Source organism: Kinneretia sp. DJ1R-11, from assembly GCF_025717595.1.
Classification (GTDB): domain Bacteria; phylum Pseudomonadota; class Gammaproteobacteria; order Burkholderiales; family Burkholderiaceae_C; genus Paucibacter_A.
Genome location: NZ_JAJIRR010000010.1, coordinates 147,868 through 167,108, shown reverse-complemented (window position 1 = coordinate 167,108; position 19,241 = coordinate 147,868). Strand labels below are relative to the sequence as shown.

Below are 19,241 nucleotides of genomic sequence, written 5' to 3'. Positions count from 1 at the left end.
CTCTTTTTCCTTTCGAGGTCATTCCATCATGAAGAAATTCCAATTCATCGCCACCCTCGCCGCCGCTCTGCTGGCCAACGGCGCCGCCAACGCGGCCGTCATCGGCCCCGACGATCTGGCCGGCGCCAAGGTCGTCTACATCTCCGGTGCCTCGGCCCTGCGCCTGTCGCTCGCCGCTGCGGTCCAGGAAGTGTGCAACAACGACTTCACCGTCTACTTCAGCAAGAACACCGGCGGCACGACCAAGGACGGCGACAACCACCGCGCCTATGCCTGCACCCTGGCCGCCAATGTCGGCAACTACACGGCCGGCACCAAGTTGCTGGTCTTCAAGCGCGATGCTGGCGGTTCTGCTCAAGGCGTGAACCCGGTCGCCCTGGGCACCGCCATCAAGCACATGAAGATCGACGCCGCCACCTGCGTGGCCGGCTCCGTGGTTTCGGGCGGCTCCACCAGCGTGGCCAACTTCGTCTGCTCGACCGAAGAAGACAAGGTCTCCGACGCTGGCATCTCGGACGTTGAGCCCGTGATGCTGAACCAACCCGTCAACCTCGCCGCCGGCCAGGTGCCCGTGGATCTGTCGACCCTGAGTGTCGGCCCCCTGGTGCAAAACATCTTCGGCGTTGCCGTCAACAAGAAGGCCTACCGCGCCCTGCAAGAAGCCCAAGGTCTGATCAGCGCCGGTGGCGCACTGGACGAGAGCGACGCCAAGATCCCCTCGCTGCCCAGCACTTTCGTCAAGGGCGCCCTGACCGGCGGCCTGAACGGTTCGGCCAGCTCGCAGCGCGGCTGGAACCTGCTGATCCCCAAGTCGGTGGACGCCAGTGTTGACGGCAAGACGGTCAATGTCTGCCGCCGCGCGGCTGGTTCGGGCACCCAAGCGGCCTCCAACATCCACTTTGCCAACAACCCTTGCAGCGCAGGCGGCTCTAGCATCTCCGGCGCCTCCGGCACCGTGGGCGTGCGCGGCAGCGCCGTGGCCGTGGTCGAGAACTCGAGCGCCGGCAACGTCGAAACCTGCCTGGGCACCACGGTTGAGAACGCCACCTCGGCCGATGCCAACCCGAACGCCTACGGCCTGGCCGTGCTGGGCATGGAAGTGAACCCGCTGCGCGACGCTGGCGACCGCGGCTACCGCTTCGTCAAGCTCGACGGCAAGCTGCCCAAGCGCACGGCAGCCCTGACCGGTGACTACGACTTCGTGTTTGAGTCCACCATGCAGTGGAACACCAATGTGGTGCCGGCCGGTTCCGACAAGGCCGCCTTCCTGACCGCCCTGCGCACCAACACGGGCAAGCCGGCTTCCCTGCTGGCCACCGATGTCAACACGCAAAACGGCGTGATGTCGCCCCCGCTGAGCTATGGCACCCGCGCCAGCCTGCCGGCTGACCAACTGGCCTTCGCCTCGCGCGTCTCGCGCTCGGCCGGCAACAGCTGCACCGCCTTGAAGCTGTTCAAGTAAGCCAACCAGCCAGCAAAAAGCAAGTCAAGCCGAGCCCTGCTGCAGTCGTCGCAGCAGGGCTCGGCGATCCAAGCGGCCAGGCCCCATGTTTTGCGGGGCTCTGGCCGGCTTCGTTCTTCATTGATTCACTCACTCACTCACTCGTTCATTCTTTCTTTCGGCCGCCAGACCAGCTGAGTTTGCAGGCGCCCGCAAGAGCCCCTAGTCCGTTCGATCCATACGGCCCGCATCGCGGTCACGATGCTGTTAAGTGCCCGACCGACACTCCAATCTTTAGCCCGAGCCATCACCATGAACCGCCCCATCCATAACTTCGTTTTCGCGCTCACCAGCCTTGCCCTGGCAATGCCGGCTGCGGCTGAAGTCAAGACCGATGCCGACGGCGAGCTGGTTTTCATCCTCTTTGATCACACCAGCAATGTGTCGTATGCCAAGGACCTGGGGCTGGTGGCCCGGAACTTCTGGGTGAGCGCTCAGCAAGACGCCGGCTATTCCTTGTTCATTGAAATCGACAAGAGCGCCGACCCCTATTTCAGCAAGTTCCTGGCCAGTTCCACCGATGTCAGCAAGCAGCGCTGGGGCATCGTCGGTGTGTCCAAGGTCTTGACCGGCGATGAAGTCAGCTTTGAGGCCTACACCACCCTGACCAGCGGTACGGCCAATGGCGTGATCAACCCCAATTGGTCGAAGTTCACGACACTCTCCAACCCTTCTGTCAGTGATGCTGCATCAGCATTTGGAGCATCTGGTCTGGGCAAGAAGCTTCAGCTGCAAAGCGTGGACAGCTCCCACATTGGCCCCTCGGCCATCGCCAACGGATCCAGCTTTTCATCGAAAGAGCGCGGCGATTTGGCCTATATCGGAATCGATAACGGCTTCACAGCGGACGGCAATGCCTTGGCCGACGGCGGCTGCTGGAGTCTGGGCAATATCTGCGTCGGCAACGCGGTGGGCAAGTCCTCCTGGTTCTACAAGAGCGCCGCTTCCAGCTTGGAACCTTTTGAAACCATCGCTTACGACGAATTCGACAACCTCGGTGGCGATGGCTACTGGGGCCTGGCCGTCAAGCCCTCGAACGGCAACTACATCCTCAGCTACACGCTGGTGGCACACACACCGCAGGCCAAGGTCAGCACGGACGCAGGCCAGACACGCCTGAACTTCACCGACTACAGCGCCAATTACGGCAGCACCCGTCTGGTGGCCGGTCTGGACGGCGAGTTCGCCGGCTGGCAAGCCGCATCGGTCACCGCAGTGCCGGAGCCGCAGAGCTGGCTGCTGATGGGCCTGGGCCTGGCAGGCGTGGCTGCATGGGCTCGCCGCCGTCGCGCGGCTCTGGCCGCTTCCTGATGATGAAACAGGGGCTGACCATGATGAAGAAAGCAAGCAAGACGCTGCTCCCCGCCCTGGCACTGCTCGCAGCAGGCAGCAGCGCACAGGCGTCCATCGCCACCGACAACCAGCCCGAGCTGCTCTTGGTGCTGTGGGACCCGGTGGCCAAGCTGTCCTACACCAAGGACCTGGGAATGGACGCCAGCAGTTTCTGGGTGCTGGCCCAGCAAGATGCCGGCTACCAAAAGCTGATCAATCTCGACCCCACCGACAAGGCACTCCTTGAGTTCAAGAAGGGCTCGACCGTGGTGGCCAATCAGCGTTGGGCCGTGTTTGCGGTCGATGCTGGACCCAGCCTCAAGCCGGGTGACACGCGGCTCTACACGACCGTGCAGCAAGGCCCGGCTGAGGGCGTGGTCAACCCGCACTGGCAAGACCTGAACGCGATGGCCGCCGGCGATCTGCTGTTCACGGCGCGTGAGATGCCTAACCAGTTCATCGGCTCGCTGAACTTCTCCAAGCCGTCCGACCGCGCCTTCAACACGCATGGCGCCAGCGAAGGCTTCGACCGCAACGTCAATGGCAGCAGCTTCGACACGGCCAGCAGCGGCGGCTACTTTGCCGGCCGCAGCGGCTTTTCTGCGCGGGCCAATTTGCTGGCCGACGGCGACAGCTTCGGCGGCGCCTTTTCGGTCAGCAATGCGGTGGGCAAATCGTCCTGGTTCTATTACGTGACCAACAGCGCCAACGGCAGCTTGGCCGTCGACGAGTTCGACAACCTCAGCTACAACGGCTATTGGGGATTGGCGCAAAACAGCTCGGGCAATTACGTACTGAGTTTCACCCAGCAAGCGGCCAATTCACCCGCAGCCAATGCAGTGACCGGGGCGGGCCTGCAGCGCGTCAACCAGACGGACTACGCGGCGGGATTCGAATCGCGCTGGATCGATTCGCCGACCGGTGAATTCGCTGATTTCCAGGCGAACACGGTGTCTGCGGTACCGGAGCCGCAGTCCTGGGTTCTGCTGGGCCTGGGTCTGGCCTCTTTGTGGGCCGGGCGACGCCAAGGCGGGCGGGCTCAGAAGCGCTGAAGCGCAGCGGTTGTCACGTCTCCAAACGCCGCCCTTGCGCGGCGTTTGATCCATATGGACTACAGCGATTCATCACCAGATCACCGGTGGTGGCCACACTCTTCGTCATGAACATTCATTTGGCCCGCCTTCGCCAAAAGGCCTGGCCTTGCGCGCTCACTGCTCTCGCCATTTCGACCCTGTCGCTGCTGCCCGATGGCGCCGCGAGGGCGCAGGTCGCTGCGCCTGTCGCAGCCGCGGTCGAAGCCCCCAGCTTCGACATCCTCGAGTTCGAAGTGGAGGGCAATACCGTGCTTGCGCCCGAAGTTATCGAGTTGGCCGTGATGCCGTTTCTGGGTCCACAGCGCAAGCTGGGCGATGCAGAGGCGGCCCGCGCTGCCCTCGAAAAGGCCTACCAAAGCGCCGGCTTCCTGACGGTGTTCGTGGATCTGCCCGAGCAACGCATCGACGGCGGCGTGCTGCGCCTCAAGGTGCTGGAGGGCCGCGTCGAGCGACTCAGCGTGACCGGCGCGCGCTATTACGACCAAGGTCATATACGCACTGTGGTCCGTGACCTGGCCGTCGGCCAGGTGCCCAATTTCAATGCGGTTCAAACGCAGCTCGGCGCACTCAACCAACGCGAGGAGCGCCGCATACAGCCGGTGCTGCGCCCAGGGCGCCTGCCTGGCACGGTGGAGGCCGAGTTGCAGGTCAATGACCGGTTGCCGTTGAGCGGCACGGTGGAACTGAACAATGCGGCAGCAGCCGGCACCGAAGACCTGCGCATGAGTGCCAATCTGCGCTATGACAACCTGCTGCAACGCGAACACAGCATTTCGCTGACCGCGATCACCACGCCGCGGCGCCCCGAACAAACCCAGGTTCTGGTGCTCAGTTATGGCGTCCCCCTGGCCGAGGGCGACAACCTGAACCTCTACGCGGTGTCCTCCAACAGCGATGTCGACAGCTTGGGTGGCACCAAGGTGCTGGGCAAGGGCAACACCTGGGGTCTGCGCTACACCCTGAACCTCGCCGCCGGCGAGGGCAATTCGCACAATGTCAGCCTCGGCCTCGACTACAAAGACCTGCAAGAACGCCTGCAGCAGGGCGAGGCGGCGATTGCCAAGCCCTTGCGCTATGCGCCCATGCAAGTGGCCTACAGCGGCAATTGGTTGCAAGAACGTGCGCAGACTCAGTTCAATGCCAGCCTGGTGTTTGCGCTGCGGCCGGTCCTGCAGCGCCTGGTGGACGGCTGCCAGCGCGAGGATGGCAGCATCGGCTTGCAAGATCAGTTCCGCTGCAAGCGCAAAGGCGCCGATGGCGGATTCGCCATCTGGCGCGCCGAGCTTCGCCACAGCCAGGCTCTGGGCCGCTGGTGGGCCGAACACTTGGGCCTGGACCAACTCAGTGGGCGCCTCAGTGGGCAATTTGCCAGCCAGCAACTCAGCAGCGGCGAGCAGTTCTCCCTGGGGGGCGCTGAGACGGTACGTGGCTACCACGAAGGCGCAGCCTCCGGCGACCACGGCCTGCTCGGTTCACTGGAACTGCGCAGCGTCAATCTGGCCCCGCGCCTGCAGCGCGCCTTCAAGAGCGCCGCTCTGGGCGAACTGATCGAACTCGGCCTGCTGGCCTACATCGATGTCGGCAGTACCTTTGTGATCGAGCCGGACGCAGGCCAGAACCTCCGCCAGCCCCTCTTGGGCAGCGGCCTGGGCCTGCGCCTGAGCTTGCGCAATGGCTTGAGCCTGTCGCTGGACAGCGCACGCGCCCACAAGCGCCTGAGCACAGGCGTCACCCCATCAAGCAGCCGCCTGCACCTGCGTGCCGCCCTGCGCTTCTAAGACCTCTGGAACCCGACACATCATGGCTTCGCACGCAACGTCCGCCCCCCGCCCGCATCGCCACAGCTTGCGCGGCGCCCGGCCCTGGACCTTGCGGCCACTGGTCGCCGCCCTGGCTTTGGCCATGCCTTTGCAAGCGCTGTCCCAGAACAGCAAGGTGCCGGTACCCGCCCCCTCGGGCTGGCGTGTCTATGGCAACGGCCCCAGCACCCTGCCTACGCTAACCGCGAACCCAAACGGCATCGACATGCGCGTCGAGCAGAGCGATCCGCGGGCCATCTATCACTGGCAGAGCTTCAATATCGCGGAAGGAAGCAGCGTCACTTTTGCCATGCCGGCGGGCGGCGGCAGCGCCCTGAACCGCGTCGTCGGCAGCCAGCAGCCGAGCTTGATTCTGGGCCGTCTGTCCGCCACCAATGGCGGCGAGGTGCTGCTCTACAACCCCAGCGGCATCTTGTTTGGCAGCAGCGCCCGCGTGGTTGTGGGCAGCCTGCTGGCGACCACCTTGAACCCGCGCGATGCCGATTTCAAGGCGGCCTTCACCACCAACATCACCGGCGGTGCTGCGGCCTTCAGCTATGACGGCGCGGCCGCCGACTTTGTCGACGGCAAGAACTACGTTCGTGTCGACGCGGGCGCCGAGATTCGCAGCGCCGAGGGCGGCCGGGTGGCCCTGTTCGCCCGCCGGGTCGTGAACGCCGGCAACATCCAGACGCCCGGCGGCCAGACCGTGCTGGCCGGTGGCGCCGAGGTCTATTACAAGCTGCCGACGGCCGAGAAGATTTACGCCGCCGAGCTCAATGCCGATGTGCCCGCATTGCGCGGTTTGCTCGTCGAAGTGGGCAGCGCCGGCTTGGGCGCACAGGGCGCAGGCTCCGTCGAGAACAGCGCGAATGCGGTGATCAGCACGCCACGCGGCAACACCACCTTGGTCGGCATGGCGGTGAACCAGTCAGGGCGCATCTCGGCGACCACCAGCGTGTCACAGAATGGCTCCATCTTGCTGCTGGCCCAGGGCCAGGCGCCTGACGCCTTGCGTGACAGCATCACCACGAGTGACCCACGCTACAAGCGCGCCGGGCAGAGTGGGCAGTTGGTGCTGGATGCCAACAGCATCACCGAGATCAAACCCGACAATTTCGGTGCCGACGGCAAGGCCCTGGCATCGGACGACAACGCCGGCTTCACCACCTCGCGCATCGATCTGGCCGGCGCCGACATCAGCCTGCGCGAGCGTGCCCGCATCACAGCCCCAGGTGCACAGGTCAGCCTGCGTGCCAGCGACAAGCCCGACTACCGCGTCGGCGTGGGTCAGCAAGAGTCGGAGTTCAATGCCAAGACCGGGCGCATCGAGTTGCGGGCAGGCGCCAGCATCGATGTGGCGGGCAGCAGCGACGCCAGCCTGAGCGTGGCGCGCAACTTCATCACCACCGAATTGCTGGGCAGCAATGATCTGAAGGACGCACCACTGCAGAAGGACGGCCTGCTGTTTCGCAACAAGGTCACCCTGGATCTGCGCAGCGAGTCGCCGATATTGGGCGACCTGAGCAGCTACCGCAAAGGCCTGCTGCGCAACGCGAGCGAGCGCTTGGCCGATGGCGGATCGGTCAGCCTGATGGCCGGCGGCTCGGTGCTGACCGACCCCAGCTCGCGCATCGACGTGTCTGCCGGCCAGCTCAACTACAGCGAAGCGCAGGTGCGCCCAACTCAGCTGGTGGCGCAAAGTGGTCAGCGCTACACGCTCAACACGGCGCCCAAGGACATCGTCTACACCGGCATCAGCGACGCCAGCAGCAACAGCAATGCCTGGGTGCGACAAGGTGCTGTGGTCGGCTTCGGCAGCAGCAGTGAGTCGCGCCTGGAGGCGGGCTACATCGAAGGTCGCCAAGCGGGCAGTCTGCGCATCTTGGCCCCCCTGGTGCGCCTGGATGCCGACCTGGCGTCCCGGACCACCCTCGGCCGGCGCCAGCTGGCCGGGCTGGATGCCCGCCCTCAGCTGGGGCAGCTGACGCTCGGCACCCGCGTGCATCTGGGCGATTTCGGCAGCGACAGCTATCGCGGCGCGGTGCTGCGCGACTTCGTGCTCACGGCCCAACGCGGGGCAGGCTCGGAGACTGCATCGCGACTGTCCGCCGAGCAGTTGCAGGCCAGTGGCTTCGGCCGCATCGAAATCAGCTCGGTGCAGGACCTGACTTTGGAGGCCGGCGCCGGCCTGCAGCTGCCGCAACTGGGCAGCTTGCAGCTGTCGAGCGAACGCGGCCAGCTGCTGCTGCAGTCAGACCTGCGCCTGGCCGGCGGCAGCCTGCAGGCGCGCGCGCTGGACGGCGATGTCAAGGTTGCGGCCGGGGTCAAACTGGACCTCTCCGGCGCCTGGACCAATGCCTTGCTCGACGGCGTGGGCACCAGTTTCGCGACCGCGGGCGGCAACTTGCTGCTGAACTCCCGCAGAGCAGTCACAACAGGTACGGGCTCAGTGCTGGATGTGTCGGGCGGCGCCTGGGTCGGTAGCAATGGCAACATCAATGGCGGTGCCGGTGGCAGCCTCAGCTTGAGCAGCGGCACCTCTGCCTTCAGTGCCGATGCGGCGAGCCGGCGCCTGGTGCTGGCGGGCGAATTGCGCGGCTACTCGATGACGCGCGGCGCCTCATTGAGCCTGACGACGCAATCGCTGCGCATCGGTCAAGCGCCGAGCGGCGCGCCAGCAGCGGATCTGAACCTGGGCACCGAGTTCTTCAGCCAAGGTGGTTTCGCAAGTTTCAGCCTCGATGGCCGCCAGTTCCTGAACGTCGAAGCGGGCGCCCAGATCCAGCCTCAGGCGCAGCGCTGGTTGGCCAAAAGCACGGCCAGCCAGGCGCCCACGGGCAAGCTGGCGCGCGACTTCATGGACATCGGCCAGAACCCGAACGCCCTGCCCCCGACGATGCAGCTGGACTTGAAGTCCAGCGGTCTCGGTGCCAACCGCTCCGAGGGCCATCTTGTGATGGCCAGAGGCAGCAGCATCGAACTGACCCCGCTGGGGCGAGTCAACCTCAGCGGCGGTACGGACTTGATGGTGGATGGCCGCATCGCCTCGGCCGGCGGCCAGGTGAGTCTGCGCATCGGCCGGGCGGCCGGCGCGGAAGATCTGAACACGGCTCAGTACCTCTGGTTGGGCTCGAACAGCGTGATCGATGTGTCGGGAGAGGCACTGATCAACCCCAGCAGCAATGGCTTGCAGCAGGGCCGCGTCTTGGCCGGCGGCAGCGTCGAGCTGAACAGCTCGGCCAGCGGTTTCGCCAGCAGCTTGATCTGGCAACGCGGCAGCAAGATCGACATCAGCGGTGCCGCCGCATCGCTCGACGTCAGCCTGCTCAGCAGCGGTGGCGTACAGACCCAGCGCCAGACCGTCAGCAGCAATGGCGGCAGCCTCAATATCAGCGGCAACCAAGACCTGCTGTTGGAAGGCGGCCTGAGCGCGGCCAGCGGTGGCAGCAGCAGTGCAGGCGGTCGCCTGACACTGGGCTTGCAGAGCGGCAAGATCGACGCCAGTGACAACCTCCCTCCGGCGCGCCTGCTGCTGCTGGAGCAAAGCCAGGGCAAGCTTGGCGACAGCTTGCGTCCGACCGATCTGGCGGCGCCCAAGGCCTTGACGGGCCGCGCGGCCATTTCGGCCGAGCTGATTGCAGGATCCGGCGTGTCGGATCTCATGCTGAGCGCCCAAGATGGCCTGCGCATTGCCGATGGCGTGAAGCTGAATCTGCAGCGCGAACTCAATCTCGATGTGCCGCTGCTCCAGATGAGCAACGGCAGTGCCCAGCTGCAAGCCGCCCAGCTGCGGCTGGGCAATACCCAGCTGCTCGCGCAGACCAACACCCAGACACGCGCGCCGGCCCAGGCCAGCGCCGGCCAAGCCCAGCTGCAGTTGCAGGGCAGCCAGATCGTGATCGACGGCCGGCTCGCCACCCAGGGCCTGGGCCAGCTCAGCCTCCTCAGCAGCGGCGATATGCGCCTGCAAAGCCGCAGCATGCAGAACGGCCTGCTGCAGGGCAGCCTGCTCACACAGGCCGATCTGAACCTGTCGGCACGGCAAATCTTTCCGGCCACCGACACCTTGTTCACCGTCGATGCCAGCGGCCATCGCGTGCGCATCAACGGCGGCGACACGGGTGCCGGCGCGCCGCTGAGCGCGGGCGGCTCCCTGGTGATCGCGGCGCGCGAGATCGAGCAAGGCGGTGTGCTGCGCGCACCCGCCGGCCGCATCGAACTCAAGAGCAGTGAAGCGCTGCACTTGCTGGCCGGCAGCGAGACCTCGGTCAGCTCCGTGGGTCAGCAGCTCTTGTTGGGCCAATGGTCCGGCAACAGCTGGACCGCACCGAGTGGTGACCTCAATACACCGATGGGCGAGCCCCTGGCCAAGACCGTGCTGCTGCAATCGCAGGGCAGCGTCGACCTGCGCGATGGCGCGACCCTGGACCTGCGTGGCGGCGGCGACTTGTTGGCCTGGCAGTTCGTGCCGGGCCCGGGAGGATCGAAAGACATCTTCACCGGCAGTGACGGCGCCTTCGCACTGCTGCCGACGGCCGCCGGCCTCAGCGGCACCTGGGACCCGGCCATGGTGGCCGCTCATGCCGGCCAAGGCCGGCAGTTGACGATCGGTGACGGTGGCCCGGTGCCTGCGGGCAGCTACACCTTGCTGCCCGCGCGCTACGCCTTGTTGAACGGTGCCTACCTGGTCAAGCCGGTGACCAGCTCAGGAGCCCCGCTGGCATTGGGCTCTCAGCTGCTCAACAGCGACGGCAGCCGCGTGGTCGGGGCCTGGCTCAGCGATGCCAACAGCGGCTTGCACGAAGCCCTGCCCAGCAACTGGTTGATCATGACCTCGGCGCAGGCACGCAAGTACTCTGAGATCCGCCTCGCCTCGGCCGACAGCTTCTTCACCGCTCAGGCCGAGAAAGCCGGCCGTTACGTGCCCCGCCTCGCAGCCGATGCCGGCGCGCTGGTTCTGGCCGCGCAGTCGGCCCAGCTGCAATCTCAGCTGCGCTTTGACGTCCCCACAAGCAGCGGCAAGGATGGCGGACTTCAATCATTGGGTCGCGGCGGGCAGGTCTTCATCGCGGCCGAGCAGATGCAGGTCGGCAACGCCACGCCGGCGGACGCAGGCGCACTCGTCTTGGATGTGCAGCAGCTGAACAAGCTGGGCGCCCAGAGCCTGGTGCTGGGCGCCGTGCCCAAGGCCGCGGGCCTCAGCGCCAGCGAGCCACTGCGCACAACGCAGAATCTGGATGTACGGGCGCAATCGCTGACCCTGGCCACGGGCGCACAAGGCTTGCAGCTCAATGACGTCGTGCTCGCTGCGCAGCAGCGGCTGCAGGTGCAGGCGGGGAGCAGCGTGCAAGCGCAGGGCCGCAGCGACCGGCCGACTGAAGCGGCCGTGGCCGACTTCGGCGTGGCCGGTGATGGCGCCGCGCTGCGTGTGAGCGCCGACCCCAAAGCCAGCCTGATCCGCAGCGAGGCCCGGCGCGATGCGGGCGATCTGCTGCTGGGCAGCGGCGTGCGACTGCAAGCCGGAACCGCTGCGGGTTCGACAGCGGGCGGCGCTGTGACCCTGGATGCCAGCCGCAACACCGGCATCGCCGCCGACCTGCGACTTGAGGCGGCCGAGGTGCTCCTGGGCGCCGGACGGATTGCCGTCGGCGAAAAAACAGACGACGCACAAACCCTGCTGATTTCGAAGCCGCTCAGCGAGCAGCTGGCCAGCAGCCAGGGCCTGAGCTTGCGCAGCTACTCATCGATTGCCTTCGATGCCAACGCCGGCCTGGGTTCGCTGAGCCAACAGCGGCTGACCTTGGACACCCCGGAGCTGCGCGTCGCTCAAGGCCAGGCCGCAGCGACGGCCGCCACCATCACCTTGTCGAACAGCACAGGACTGGCGGCCAAGGCCGACAGCTCGCCGGGTTCGGGCGCTTTCGCACTGAATGCGGGCTTGCTGCAGCTGGAAGGCGGCGCTCTGCACGTCAGTGCTGCCACGAGCAATTGGCAGGCCGCCCAAGGGGTTCTGTTGGCCTCGGCTCAGCAGCTCAGCGTGAGCGGCGATCTGGAACTGAAGACCGCGGGCATCGGCAATGCCGGCTTGAGCGACAGCAGCATCGATGTGCGTGGCCGCTTCAGCAATCAGGCGATGGGCAGCACGGCGGTCAAGAGCTTGCCCGGCGGCCGACTGAGCGTCAGCGCTGCGGAGATCCGTCAGGCGGGCTTGATGGACTTCCAAGGTGGCCAGCTGGAGCTGCTGGCACGCAGCGGCGACATCGAGTTCACCGAGGGTTCGCTGACCCGCGTCCAGGGGCTCATCCAGGTTCTGGACGGCACGCGCTTCGATCTCTCGGCAGGCAGTCTGCGTGCCAGCAGTGCGCTCGGTAATATCCGGCTGAACACCGGATCCAGGCTCGATGTATCGGGAGCAGGCAAGGGCGACGGAGGCCAGCTCAGCCTCCAGGCACCCACCGGCCGATTGCAGCTTCAGGGCGAGCTGCTTGGCACGAGCGACAAGGCTGCCAGCCACGGCGCCTCGCTGGTGCTCGACAGCATGAGCCCGCTGGACCTCGGGGATCTGGCTGCTCGTCTCAACAACAAAGCCGCGGACAGCCAGGCCTTCGGTGCCAGCATCAGCGTGCGCAACCGCAGCGGTGACCAGACACTGGCAGCGGGCGTGAAGCTCGCCGCAGCGGAAATCCGTCTGATCAGCGATGCCGGAGCACTCAATATCGCCGGCAGGCTGGACGCTTCGGGTGCGCATGCAGGCGAGATCACCCTGGCTGCCGGCCAGGACTTGAAGCTCTTGCCCGGCTCCGAACTGCTGGCGCGCGCCAGTCAGTCCGGTGCGCCAGGCGGTTATGCCGCCTTGCACAGCGAGCGCGGCGATATCAAGCTGCAAGAAGGCGCTCGAATCGAACTCAATGGGGGACTCGGTCAGAACGACAGCGGCCAATTGCAGCTGCGCGCCGCACGGACCGGCCTGGGCGCCAACAACCAAGGGTCCGGCTTGGACGTGCGCATCGCGCAGATCGATGCGACCCTGCGAGGCATCGCGCGCATCGACATCGAGGCCGTGAAGGTCCACGAAGGGATCGATGAGATCGTCATGGGCGTGGTGCCATCGCCTGCGCCTACGCCTACGCCGACACCTCCGACACCGACACCGACACCGACTCCGACTCCGCCCGCGCCTACCCCGCCGACGCCCACGCCGACCCCGCCGACGCCGACACCCACGCCGACACCCACGCCTACACCGCCGACGCCGACACCACCCACACCACCGGCGCCCACCCCGAGCAACCCGTCGGCCGGCAATGGCAATGACACCAGCAAGGACCGGCTGCCGCCTGCGCCGCCGCTGGTCCCGCCGACGCCCATCCCGAACATTCCTTCGGCCGGCAATGGCAATGACACGAGCAAAGACAGGCTGCCGCCTGCGCCGCCGCTGTCGCCAACGCCAACGCCAACGCCAACGCCGACGCCGACGCCGACGCCGACGCCGACGCCGACGCCTCCGACGCCTCCGACACCTCCGACGCCGACGCCAACGCCAACGCCGACCCCAGCGCCAACTCCACCGACCGTCCCTTCGACCGGCAATGGCGCTGACACCGGAACCCAGCTGCCACCGGTGCCGCCTTTGACACCCACGCCGGCGCCGACGCCGACACCTCCTGCGCCCACACCGCAGCCCACGCCCACGCCGCCGCCGCTCCCTTCGGCAGGCAACGGCACCGACACCGGCGACAAGTTGCCGCCCTCACCCGGTGGCGAGACGCCCACACCTGGCCCGACACCGACACCAACGCCCGGCAACCCGTCAGCGGGCAACGGCAACAACACCACGAAGGATCGGCTGCCCCCGGTGCCGCCGCTGCTTCCTCCTGCGCCCAGCCAACCATCGGCAGGCAATGGCAACAGCAGCACCAAGGACAAACTGCCCCCGCAAAGCCCACTCAGCGCGGCTCAGCCCTTGAACGGAGCTTCGTCGGCACCGAGCCGGACGCTGTTGGTCGGCACCGTCGCCCAGGAACAGCCCTCGGTCGGCAATGGCAATGACACGACCAAGGACCGCTTGCCCCCAAGCGCGGGAGGCACGCCGACGCCTACGCCCACGCCTACGCCTACGCCGACACCGACCCCAGGCCCAAAGCCGGGGCAACTGTTCATTGCCGCTGTTCAGGCCGAGAACCAGGATTTTGTTGAAGGCAAGCAGGGCGGCGGAGCCGAATGGATCGCATCTCGCCTGGGCGCTACGCAGCCTGACATCCAAGCGCGGATCCGCGTCCATGCTGGCACCGAAGTTCGGTCCAGCGGTGATCTGAAGTTGGCCGCCGATTGGAACCTGCCGGTGCTGAATCTTGCGCAACGCGAGCGCAGTCCGCATGCAGGCGAAAGCAGTCTGAGCCTGCGTGCCACCGGCAAGCTCTTGCTGGAGCATGGGGTGAGCAGCGGCTTCCGCAGCCCTGGCAGCGAGTCCGACGCAGATTCCTCTCGCTGGGTGGCCACCAGTGATCGAGCAGGCGACCTCAGATTGGTGGCCGGGGCTGACCTCAGCTCCGCCGACCTGCTGGCAACCCGCACGAGCGACAGTGCGGCCGGCTCCAAAGGCGATCTGGTCCTGGGCCGCACGCCGTCAGCACCCGGATCTGCGGTGCCTTGGGTGGGCGTGCGCAGCACGACAGGCCGCTTGCAAATGGCGGCCGCCCAAGACATCGTATTCGTCAATTCAGGCGCCCAGGTCTACACCACGGGTGCCCCCGTGTTGGCCCTTGATCTGACACCAACACCAACTCCGACTCCGACTCCGACACCGACACCGACACCGACACCGACTCCCACGCCCACGCCCACGCCCACGCCGACCCCAACGCTGCCCTCCGCCGGCAATGGCAGCGACACCGGCAGCAAGCTCCCGCCTGCGCCACCCGGTTCGCCGACGCCGACGCCGACGCCCACGCCCACGCCCACGCCCACGCCCACGCCAACGCCAACGCCAACGCCGACACCGACACCGACACCGACACCGACACCGACCACGCCTTCGGCTGGCAATGGCAATGACACGAGCAAAGACAAGCTCCCCCCTGCACCGCCGCTGACACCGCCGACTCCGACTCCGACTCCGACTCCGACGCCCACGCCCACGCCCACGCCCACGCCTACGCCTACGCCTACGCCTACGCCAACTCCAACTCCAACTCCAACTCCAACTCCAACTCCAACTCCGACGCCGACGCCGACGCCGACGCCGACTCAACCATCCGCAGGCAATGGCGCCGACACCGGCAACACGCTGCCGCCGGTTCCACCACTGACTCCGACGCCGACGCAACCTCCTGCGCCGACGCCAACGCCAACGCCTACCCCGGTGCCACCAGGCCCGACCGTCCCTTCGACAGGCAACGGGACCGACACCGGCGACCAATTGCCTCCAGCGCCTGGCGGCGGCACACCCGCACCCAGCCCGACTCCCACGCCAGGCACACCTTCTGCGGGCAACGGAAACGACACAAGCAAGGATCGCGTGCCGCCCGCACCACCCTTGGCGCCTACGCCTACGCCTACGCCTACGCCTACGCCTACGCCTACGCCCACGCCCACGCCCACGCCCACGCCCACTCCTACCCCGACTCCTACTCCTACTCCTACTCCTACTCCTACTCCTACTCCGACTCCGACTCCGACTCCGACTCCGACTCCGACCCCCACTCCCACTCCCACTCCCACTCCTACACCCACACCGACACCGACGCCGACGCCGACGCCGACGCCAACACCGCCCGCTCCAGCACCCTTGCCGTCCGCGGGCAACGGCAACGACACCAGCAAAGATCGCCTGCCTCTGTAGCCGCCATTGGCGCCCGTGCCTACGCCAGCCCCGGCGCCTACGCCTACGCCAACGCCAACGCCGCCCTCTCCAGCACCCTCACCCTCCGCGGGCACCGGCAACGACACCAGCAAAGATCGCCTGCCTCCCGAGCCGCCATTGGCGCCCGTGCCTACGCCAGCCCCGGNGCCGACGCCGACGCCAACACCGCCCGCTCCAGCACCCTTGCCGTCCGCGGGCAACGGCAACGACACCAGCAAAGATCGCCTGCCTCCCGAGCCGCCATTGGCGCCCGTGCCTACGCCAGCCCCGGCGCCTACGCCTACGCCTACGCCTACGCCTACACCAACACCAACACCAACACCAACACCAACACCAACACCACCAGCTCCAGCACCCTTGCCCTCCATGGGCAACGGCAATGACACCAGCAGAGATCGCCTGCCTCCCGAGCCGCCATTGGCACCCGTGCCTACGCCAACGCCAGCGCCAACGCCAACGCCAACGCCAACGCCGGTACCGACGCCAACAGCGCCCTCTCTGGGCAATGGCAACGAGACCACCAAGGATCAATTGCCGCCAGCGCTGACCACCGCCGGTTCGTCTACAGGGACTCAAGCGGCTGCACCGGGCCAGGCGCTGACGGACCAACCCTCAGCCGGCAATGGCAATGACTCCACCAAAGACAAGTTGCCACCGCCCGACCAGGTCAAGCCGGGTGAGCCCGTGCCGACACCGCCCCCTGCGCCCTCACCGGCGCCGACGCCGGTGCCCGCTCCCACCCCGGCACCGGCACCGGCACCGACACCAGCGCCAACGCCAGATGCACTGCCTGAAGCGCGGCTGGGATTCGACCTGGCCCTGCTGGACTCGAATCTGGCCGTGCGTGGCTTGAGCCCCTTCCTGAGCGGAGGCGGTACCGTCAAGCTCAAAGCCGGTCGGGACATCCGGGCGGCAGCGCCGAACCGCGAACAGCGCTACATCACCGACTGGTGGTGGCGCAGCGGCGGCGAAGAGCTGCCCGATGCGACCTGGTCTCGCTATGACCTGTTCAACCAATCCGTCGGCAGCTTTGGTGGCGGCGACGTCAAGGTACAAGCGGGTCGCGATGCACTGCAGCTTCGCGCCTCCGCGGCTGGCAGCGGCTGGCAACAAGCCGCCGATCCGACCAGCGGCCGTGCGGCGACCCAGGCTCGTTTCGACGGTGGTAGCCTCAGCGTGGCGGCGGGACGCGATGTCGTCAGCGGCATGTTGTTCGCTGCCGGGCAACATCTGGACGTCATGGCGGGCCGCAAAGTTCGGGCCGATGAGCAACTGCCCGTCACGCTGGACCCTGGCCTGCAACTGATCCATCAGGGCACCGAGCTGCGCGTGCAGGCAGCCGGAAGTTTGGATGTGGCCAGCGTGCGCAGCGCCGGATACGCGCATGCAGACTCGGCCAACAGCCTGGGCGAGGGCAAAGCCATAACAGGCCTCGACCGCGGTGCCAGCCTGCTTCTGCAGAGTTCGGCAGCTTCCATCACGTACGCGGGAGCGCAGCAAAAGCTGGCGGTCGGTACGCCCGATGCGCTCGGCTCGGTGCTGCCAGAACAGCTGCGCGTGTTCGCTCCGCAAGGATCGATCACGCTGACGGGCAGCAATGTTCAACAAGCCAGCGAACAGGCCAAGACCCAGCTGCTGGCCGGCAAAGACCTGAGCATCGACCGACTGGAAGTGTTGGCCGCCGGCCCGGCAGAAGTGCTGGCCACACGCGACCGAGCCAATTTGATCGACCAGCTCAGCTTGGGCCGGCGCGCCAATCGTGAGTCGCAGCTGGACACCAGCAACCGCGACCCGGTTCAGCTGCTGGCGCAAAGCGGAGATTTGCAGATCAACAACCTGCTGGCCTCGGCACGGCCCCTGCGTGCACAAGCCGGGCGGGACCTCGTCTTCGGCAACAACGGTGTGATCGAGGTGCAGCATCAGCACGCGCTGTTCCAGCCCGGCACCAACTTGCAACTGGCCCAGCTGCACGAGTTCAGTTTGCTGAAGGCCGGCCGTGACATTGCGCTGCCAAGCGGCTCCGCCGGTGCCCATATCGAAATTGCCGGCCCCGGCGATCTCGTCCTGCTCGCAGGAAGAGACATTGACCTCGGCGGTGGTGCCGGCGTGGTCTCGAGCGGCGCCATCAACAACAGCGTGCTGCTGCCAGCAGGCGGCGCCAACATCACCGTGGTGGCAGGCCTGCGGGCCGACGAACGCGACTACCGCACAGCGGTGGCGCAAGGCTTCCATGTGCTGGGCGTGACCGGCCTGCAAAACCAAGCTGCTGCCCTGTACCGATTGCTGGGCGGCGCGCCAGGATCGTCCTTCGAGAAGCTGGGGCCCGCCGAGCAATTGGCAGCGGTTCGAGCCTTGCTCGGCCAGTCCGCCGCCGATGTCTCACTGGCGAGCTATGTGCAAAGCCTGCCCTCACGTGCGGATGCGGGTGAGCAAGCCCTTCGCGTTGCCGCATTGCTGGGCAAGCCGGTGGACGATGCGGCCGTGCGAAGCTATATCGCCAGCACGCCCCAGCTCACACGACCGAGCTGGAGTGAACTGTCGATGCCCCAGGCACTTGAAGCCTTGCAAAGCTTGAGCAGCACCCAGCAGCGCGGCGCCGCCTTGCAGGCACTGGCCGGCTCTCTGGCGGCCTTGCCCCAAGCTCAGCGCCTCTCGGCATTGGCAAGCTTGAGCACGCCACAGCAACTCAAGGCCATGGCGGACTATGTGCGCACCGTCAGCGGCGAGGCCATCAGCGACGCCCAGGCCTTGACTCGCTTTGAAAGCCTGCCACTGGAGCGCCAGCTGCCCTGGTTGAACAAGATCTTGATGAGCGAGCTGCGCAGCGCGGGCCGCGCAGCCGCAATCACGGAAGACGCAGCACGCTGGGCTGCCTACGCGCCGGCCTATCAAGCCATCAACACCCTGTTCCCCTTGGAGCGACCGGCCGGCGAGCTGCGCATGCCGACCAGCCAGGTGAAAACCTTGCAGGCCGGGGACATCACGCTGGTCGTGCCGGGCGGGGGCGCGAACGCCGGAGAGATCGCCTCCAGTGGCACGGCCAAGCGTGCCACCGAGTTGGGCATCGTCACCGTCAACGGTGGCGACATCTCCGCCTTGGTGAGGGATAACTTCGAAGTCAACCAGTCTCGTGTCTTCACCCTCGCCCAGGGCAATGTGCTGCTGTGGGCCTCGCAGGGCAATATCGATGCAGGCCGAGGCGCCAAAACCGTCACGGGTGCCCCAGCCCCGGTCCTGCGCTTGGACGCTCAGGGCAGGCTGGTGTTCGACACCTCGGGCTCCTTCAGCGGCAGCGGCATCGCCGTGCTCAACGCCGCCAGCGATCTGGATCTGTACGCACCCTCCGGCGAGATCAATGCCGGCGAGGCAGGCATCCGCTCGCGTGGCAATGCCTTCCTCGCAGCAGACCGACTGGTCAACGCGGTGGAGATCCAGGTTGGTGGCGTGAGCCGCGGCGGCGGCAAGGTCGAGGCGGCAGCACCGCAAATCACAGCGCCCATTTCAAACGCACTGAGCACCACCTCCGCTGGCCCCGTCTCCAGCGACAAGGAAGACGAGGACCGCCGCAAACGCCGCGCGCGCCGCAATCTGCTGCTGGAGTTCCTCGGCTTTGGCGAGAACTGAAACTTTTCTTGAACACGGACCCTAGA

6 protein-coding genes are annotated in these 19,241 nt (G+C 66.5%); all 6 read left to right on the top strand.

What is annotated here, in order from left to right; translation table 11 throughout:
- The first annotated feature begins 28 nt into the window (after nucleotides 1-28).
- The 6 genes from LNV23_RS17025 to LNV23_RS17000 all read left to right on the top strand — a co-directional run bounded on the left by LNV23_RS17025 (nucleotide 29) and on the right by LNV23_RS17000 (nucleotide 19,215).
- Nucleotides 29-1,462 carry a hypothetical protein gene (locus LNV23_RS17025; protein WP_263564075.1) on the top strand — a complete coding sequence of 478 codons (1,434 nt, stop codon included), beginning with the start codon at nucleotides 29-31 and terminating at the stop codon, nucleotides 1,460-1,462.
- A gap of 291 nt (nucleotides 1,463-1,753) precedes the next feature.
- Complete coding sequence (locus LNV23_RS17020) at nucleotides 1,754-2,812, top strand: PEP-CTERM sorting domain-containing protein (protein ID WP_263564074.1); 1,059 nt, start codon at nucleotides 1,754-1,756, stop codon at nucleotides 2,810-2,812.
- A gap of 20 nt (nucleotides 2,813-2,832) precedes the next feature.
- Entirely contained in the window at nucleotides 2,833-3,885 is a 1,053-nt protein-coding gene (locus LNV23_RS17015; protein WP_263564073.1) for a PEP-CTERM sorting domain-containing protein, read from the top strand.
- A 107-nt stretch (nucleotides 3,886-3,992) separates the two neighbouring features.
- A complete protein-coding gene (locus LNV23_RS17010) occupies nucleotides 3,993-5,705 on the top strand; it encodes a ShlB/FhaC/HecB family hemolysin secretion/activation protein (RefSeq protein ID WP_263564072.1) in 1,713 nt (570 codons plus the stop codon).
- 22 nt (nucleotides 5,706-5,727) lie between these two features.
- The gene (locus LNV23_RS17005; RefSeq protein ID WP_263564071.1) at nucleotides 5,728-15,570 is read left to right on the top strand and encodes a two-partner secretion domain-containing protein; all 9,843 of its coding nucleotides are present in this window, start codon (nucleotides 5,728-5,730) and stop codon (nucleotides 15,568-15,570) included.
- Nucleotides 15,571-15,957: 387 nt separating this feature from the next.
- On the top strand, nucleotides 15,958-19,215 hold the full coding sequence (locus LNV23_RS17000) for a putative filamentous hemagglutinin family protein (RefSeq protein ID WP_263564070.1): 3,258 nt from the start codon (nucleotides 15,958-15,960) through the stop codon (nucleotides 19,213-19,215).
- The last annotated feature ends 26 nt before the right edge of the window (nucleotides 19,216-19,241 follow it).

Excerpts from the sequence above, each read along its gene's own strand:
- LNV23_RS17025 (WP_263564075.1), top strand. The coding sequence starts at position 29 with ATGAAGAAATTCCAATTCATCGCCACCCTCGCCGCCGCTCTGCTGGCC.
- LNV23_RS17020 (WP_263564074.1), top strand. The coding sequence starts at position 1,754 with ATGAACCGCCCCATCCATAACTTCGTTTTCGCGCTCACCAGCCTTGCC.
- LNV23_RS17015 (WP_263564073.1), top strand. The coding sequence starts at position 2,833 with ATGATGAAGAAAGCAAGCAAGACGCTGCTCCCCGCCCTGGCACTGCTC.
- LNV23_RS17010 (WP_263564072.1), top strand. The coding sequence starts at position 3,993 with ATGAACATTCATTTGGCCCGCCTTCGCCAAAAGGCCTGGCCTTGCGCG.
- LNV23_RS17005 (WP_263564071.1), top strand. The coding sequence starts at position 5,728 with ATGGCTTCGCACGCAACGTCCGCCCCCCGCCCGCATCGCCACAGCTTG.
- LNV23_RS17000 (WP_263564070.1), top strand. The coding sequence starts at position 15,958 with ATGGGCAACGGCAATGACACCAGCAGAGATCGCCTGCCTCCCGAGCCG.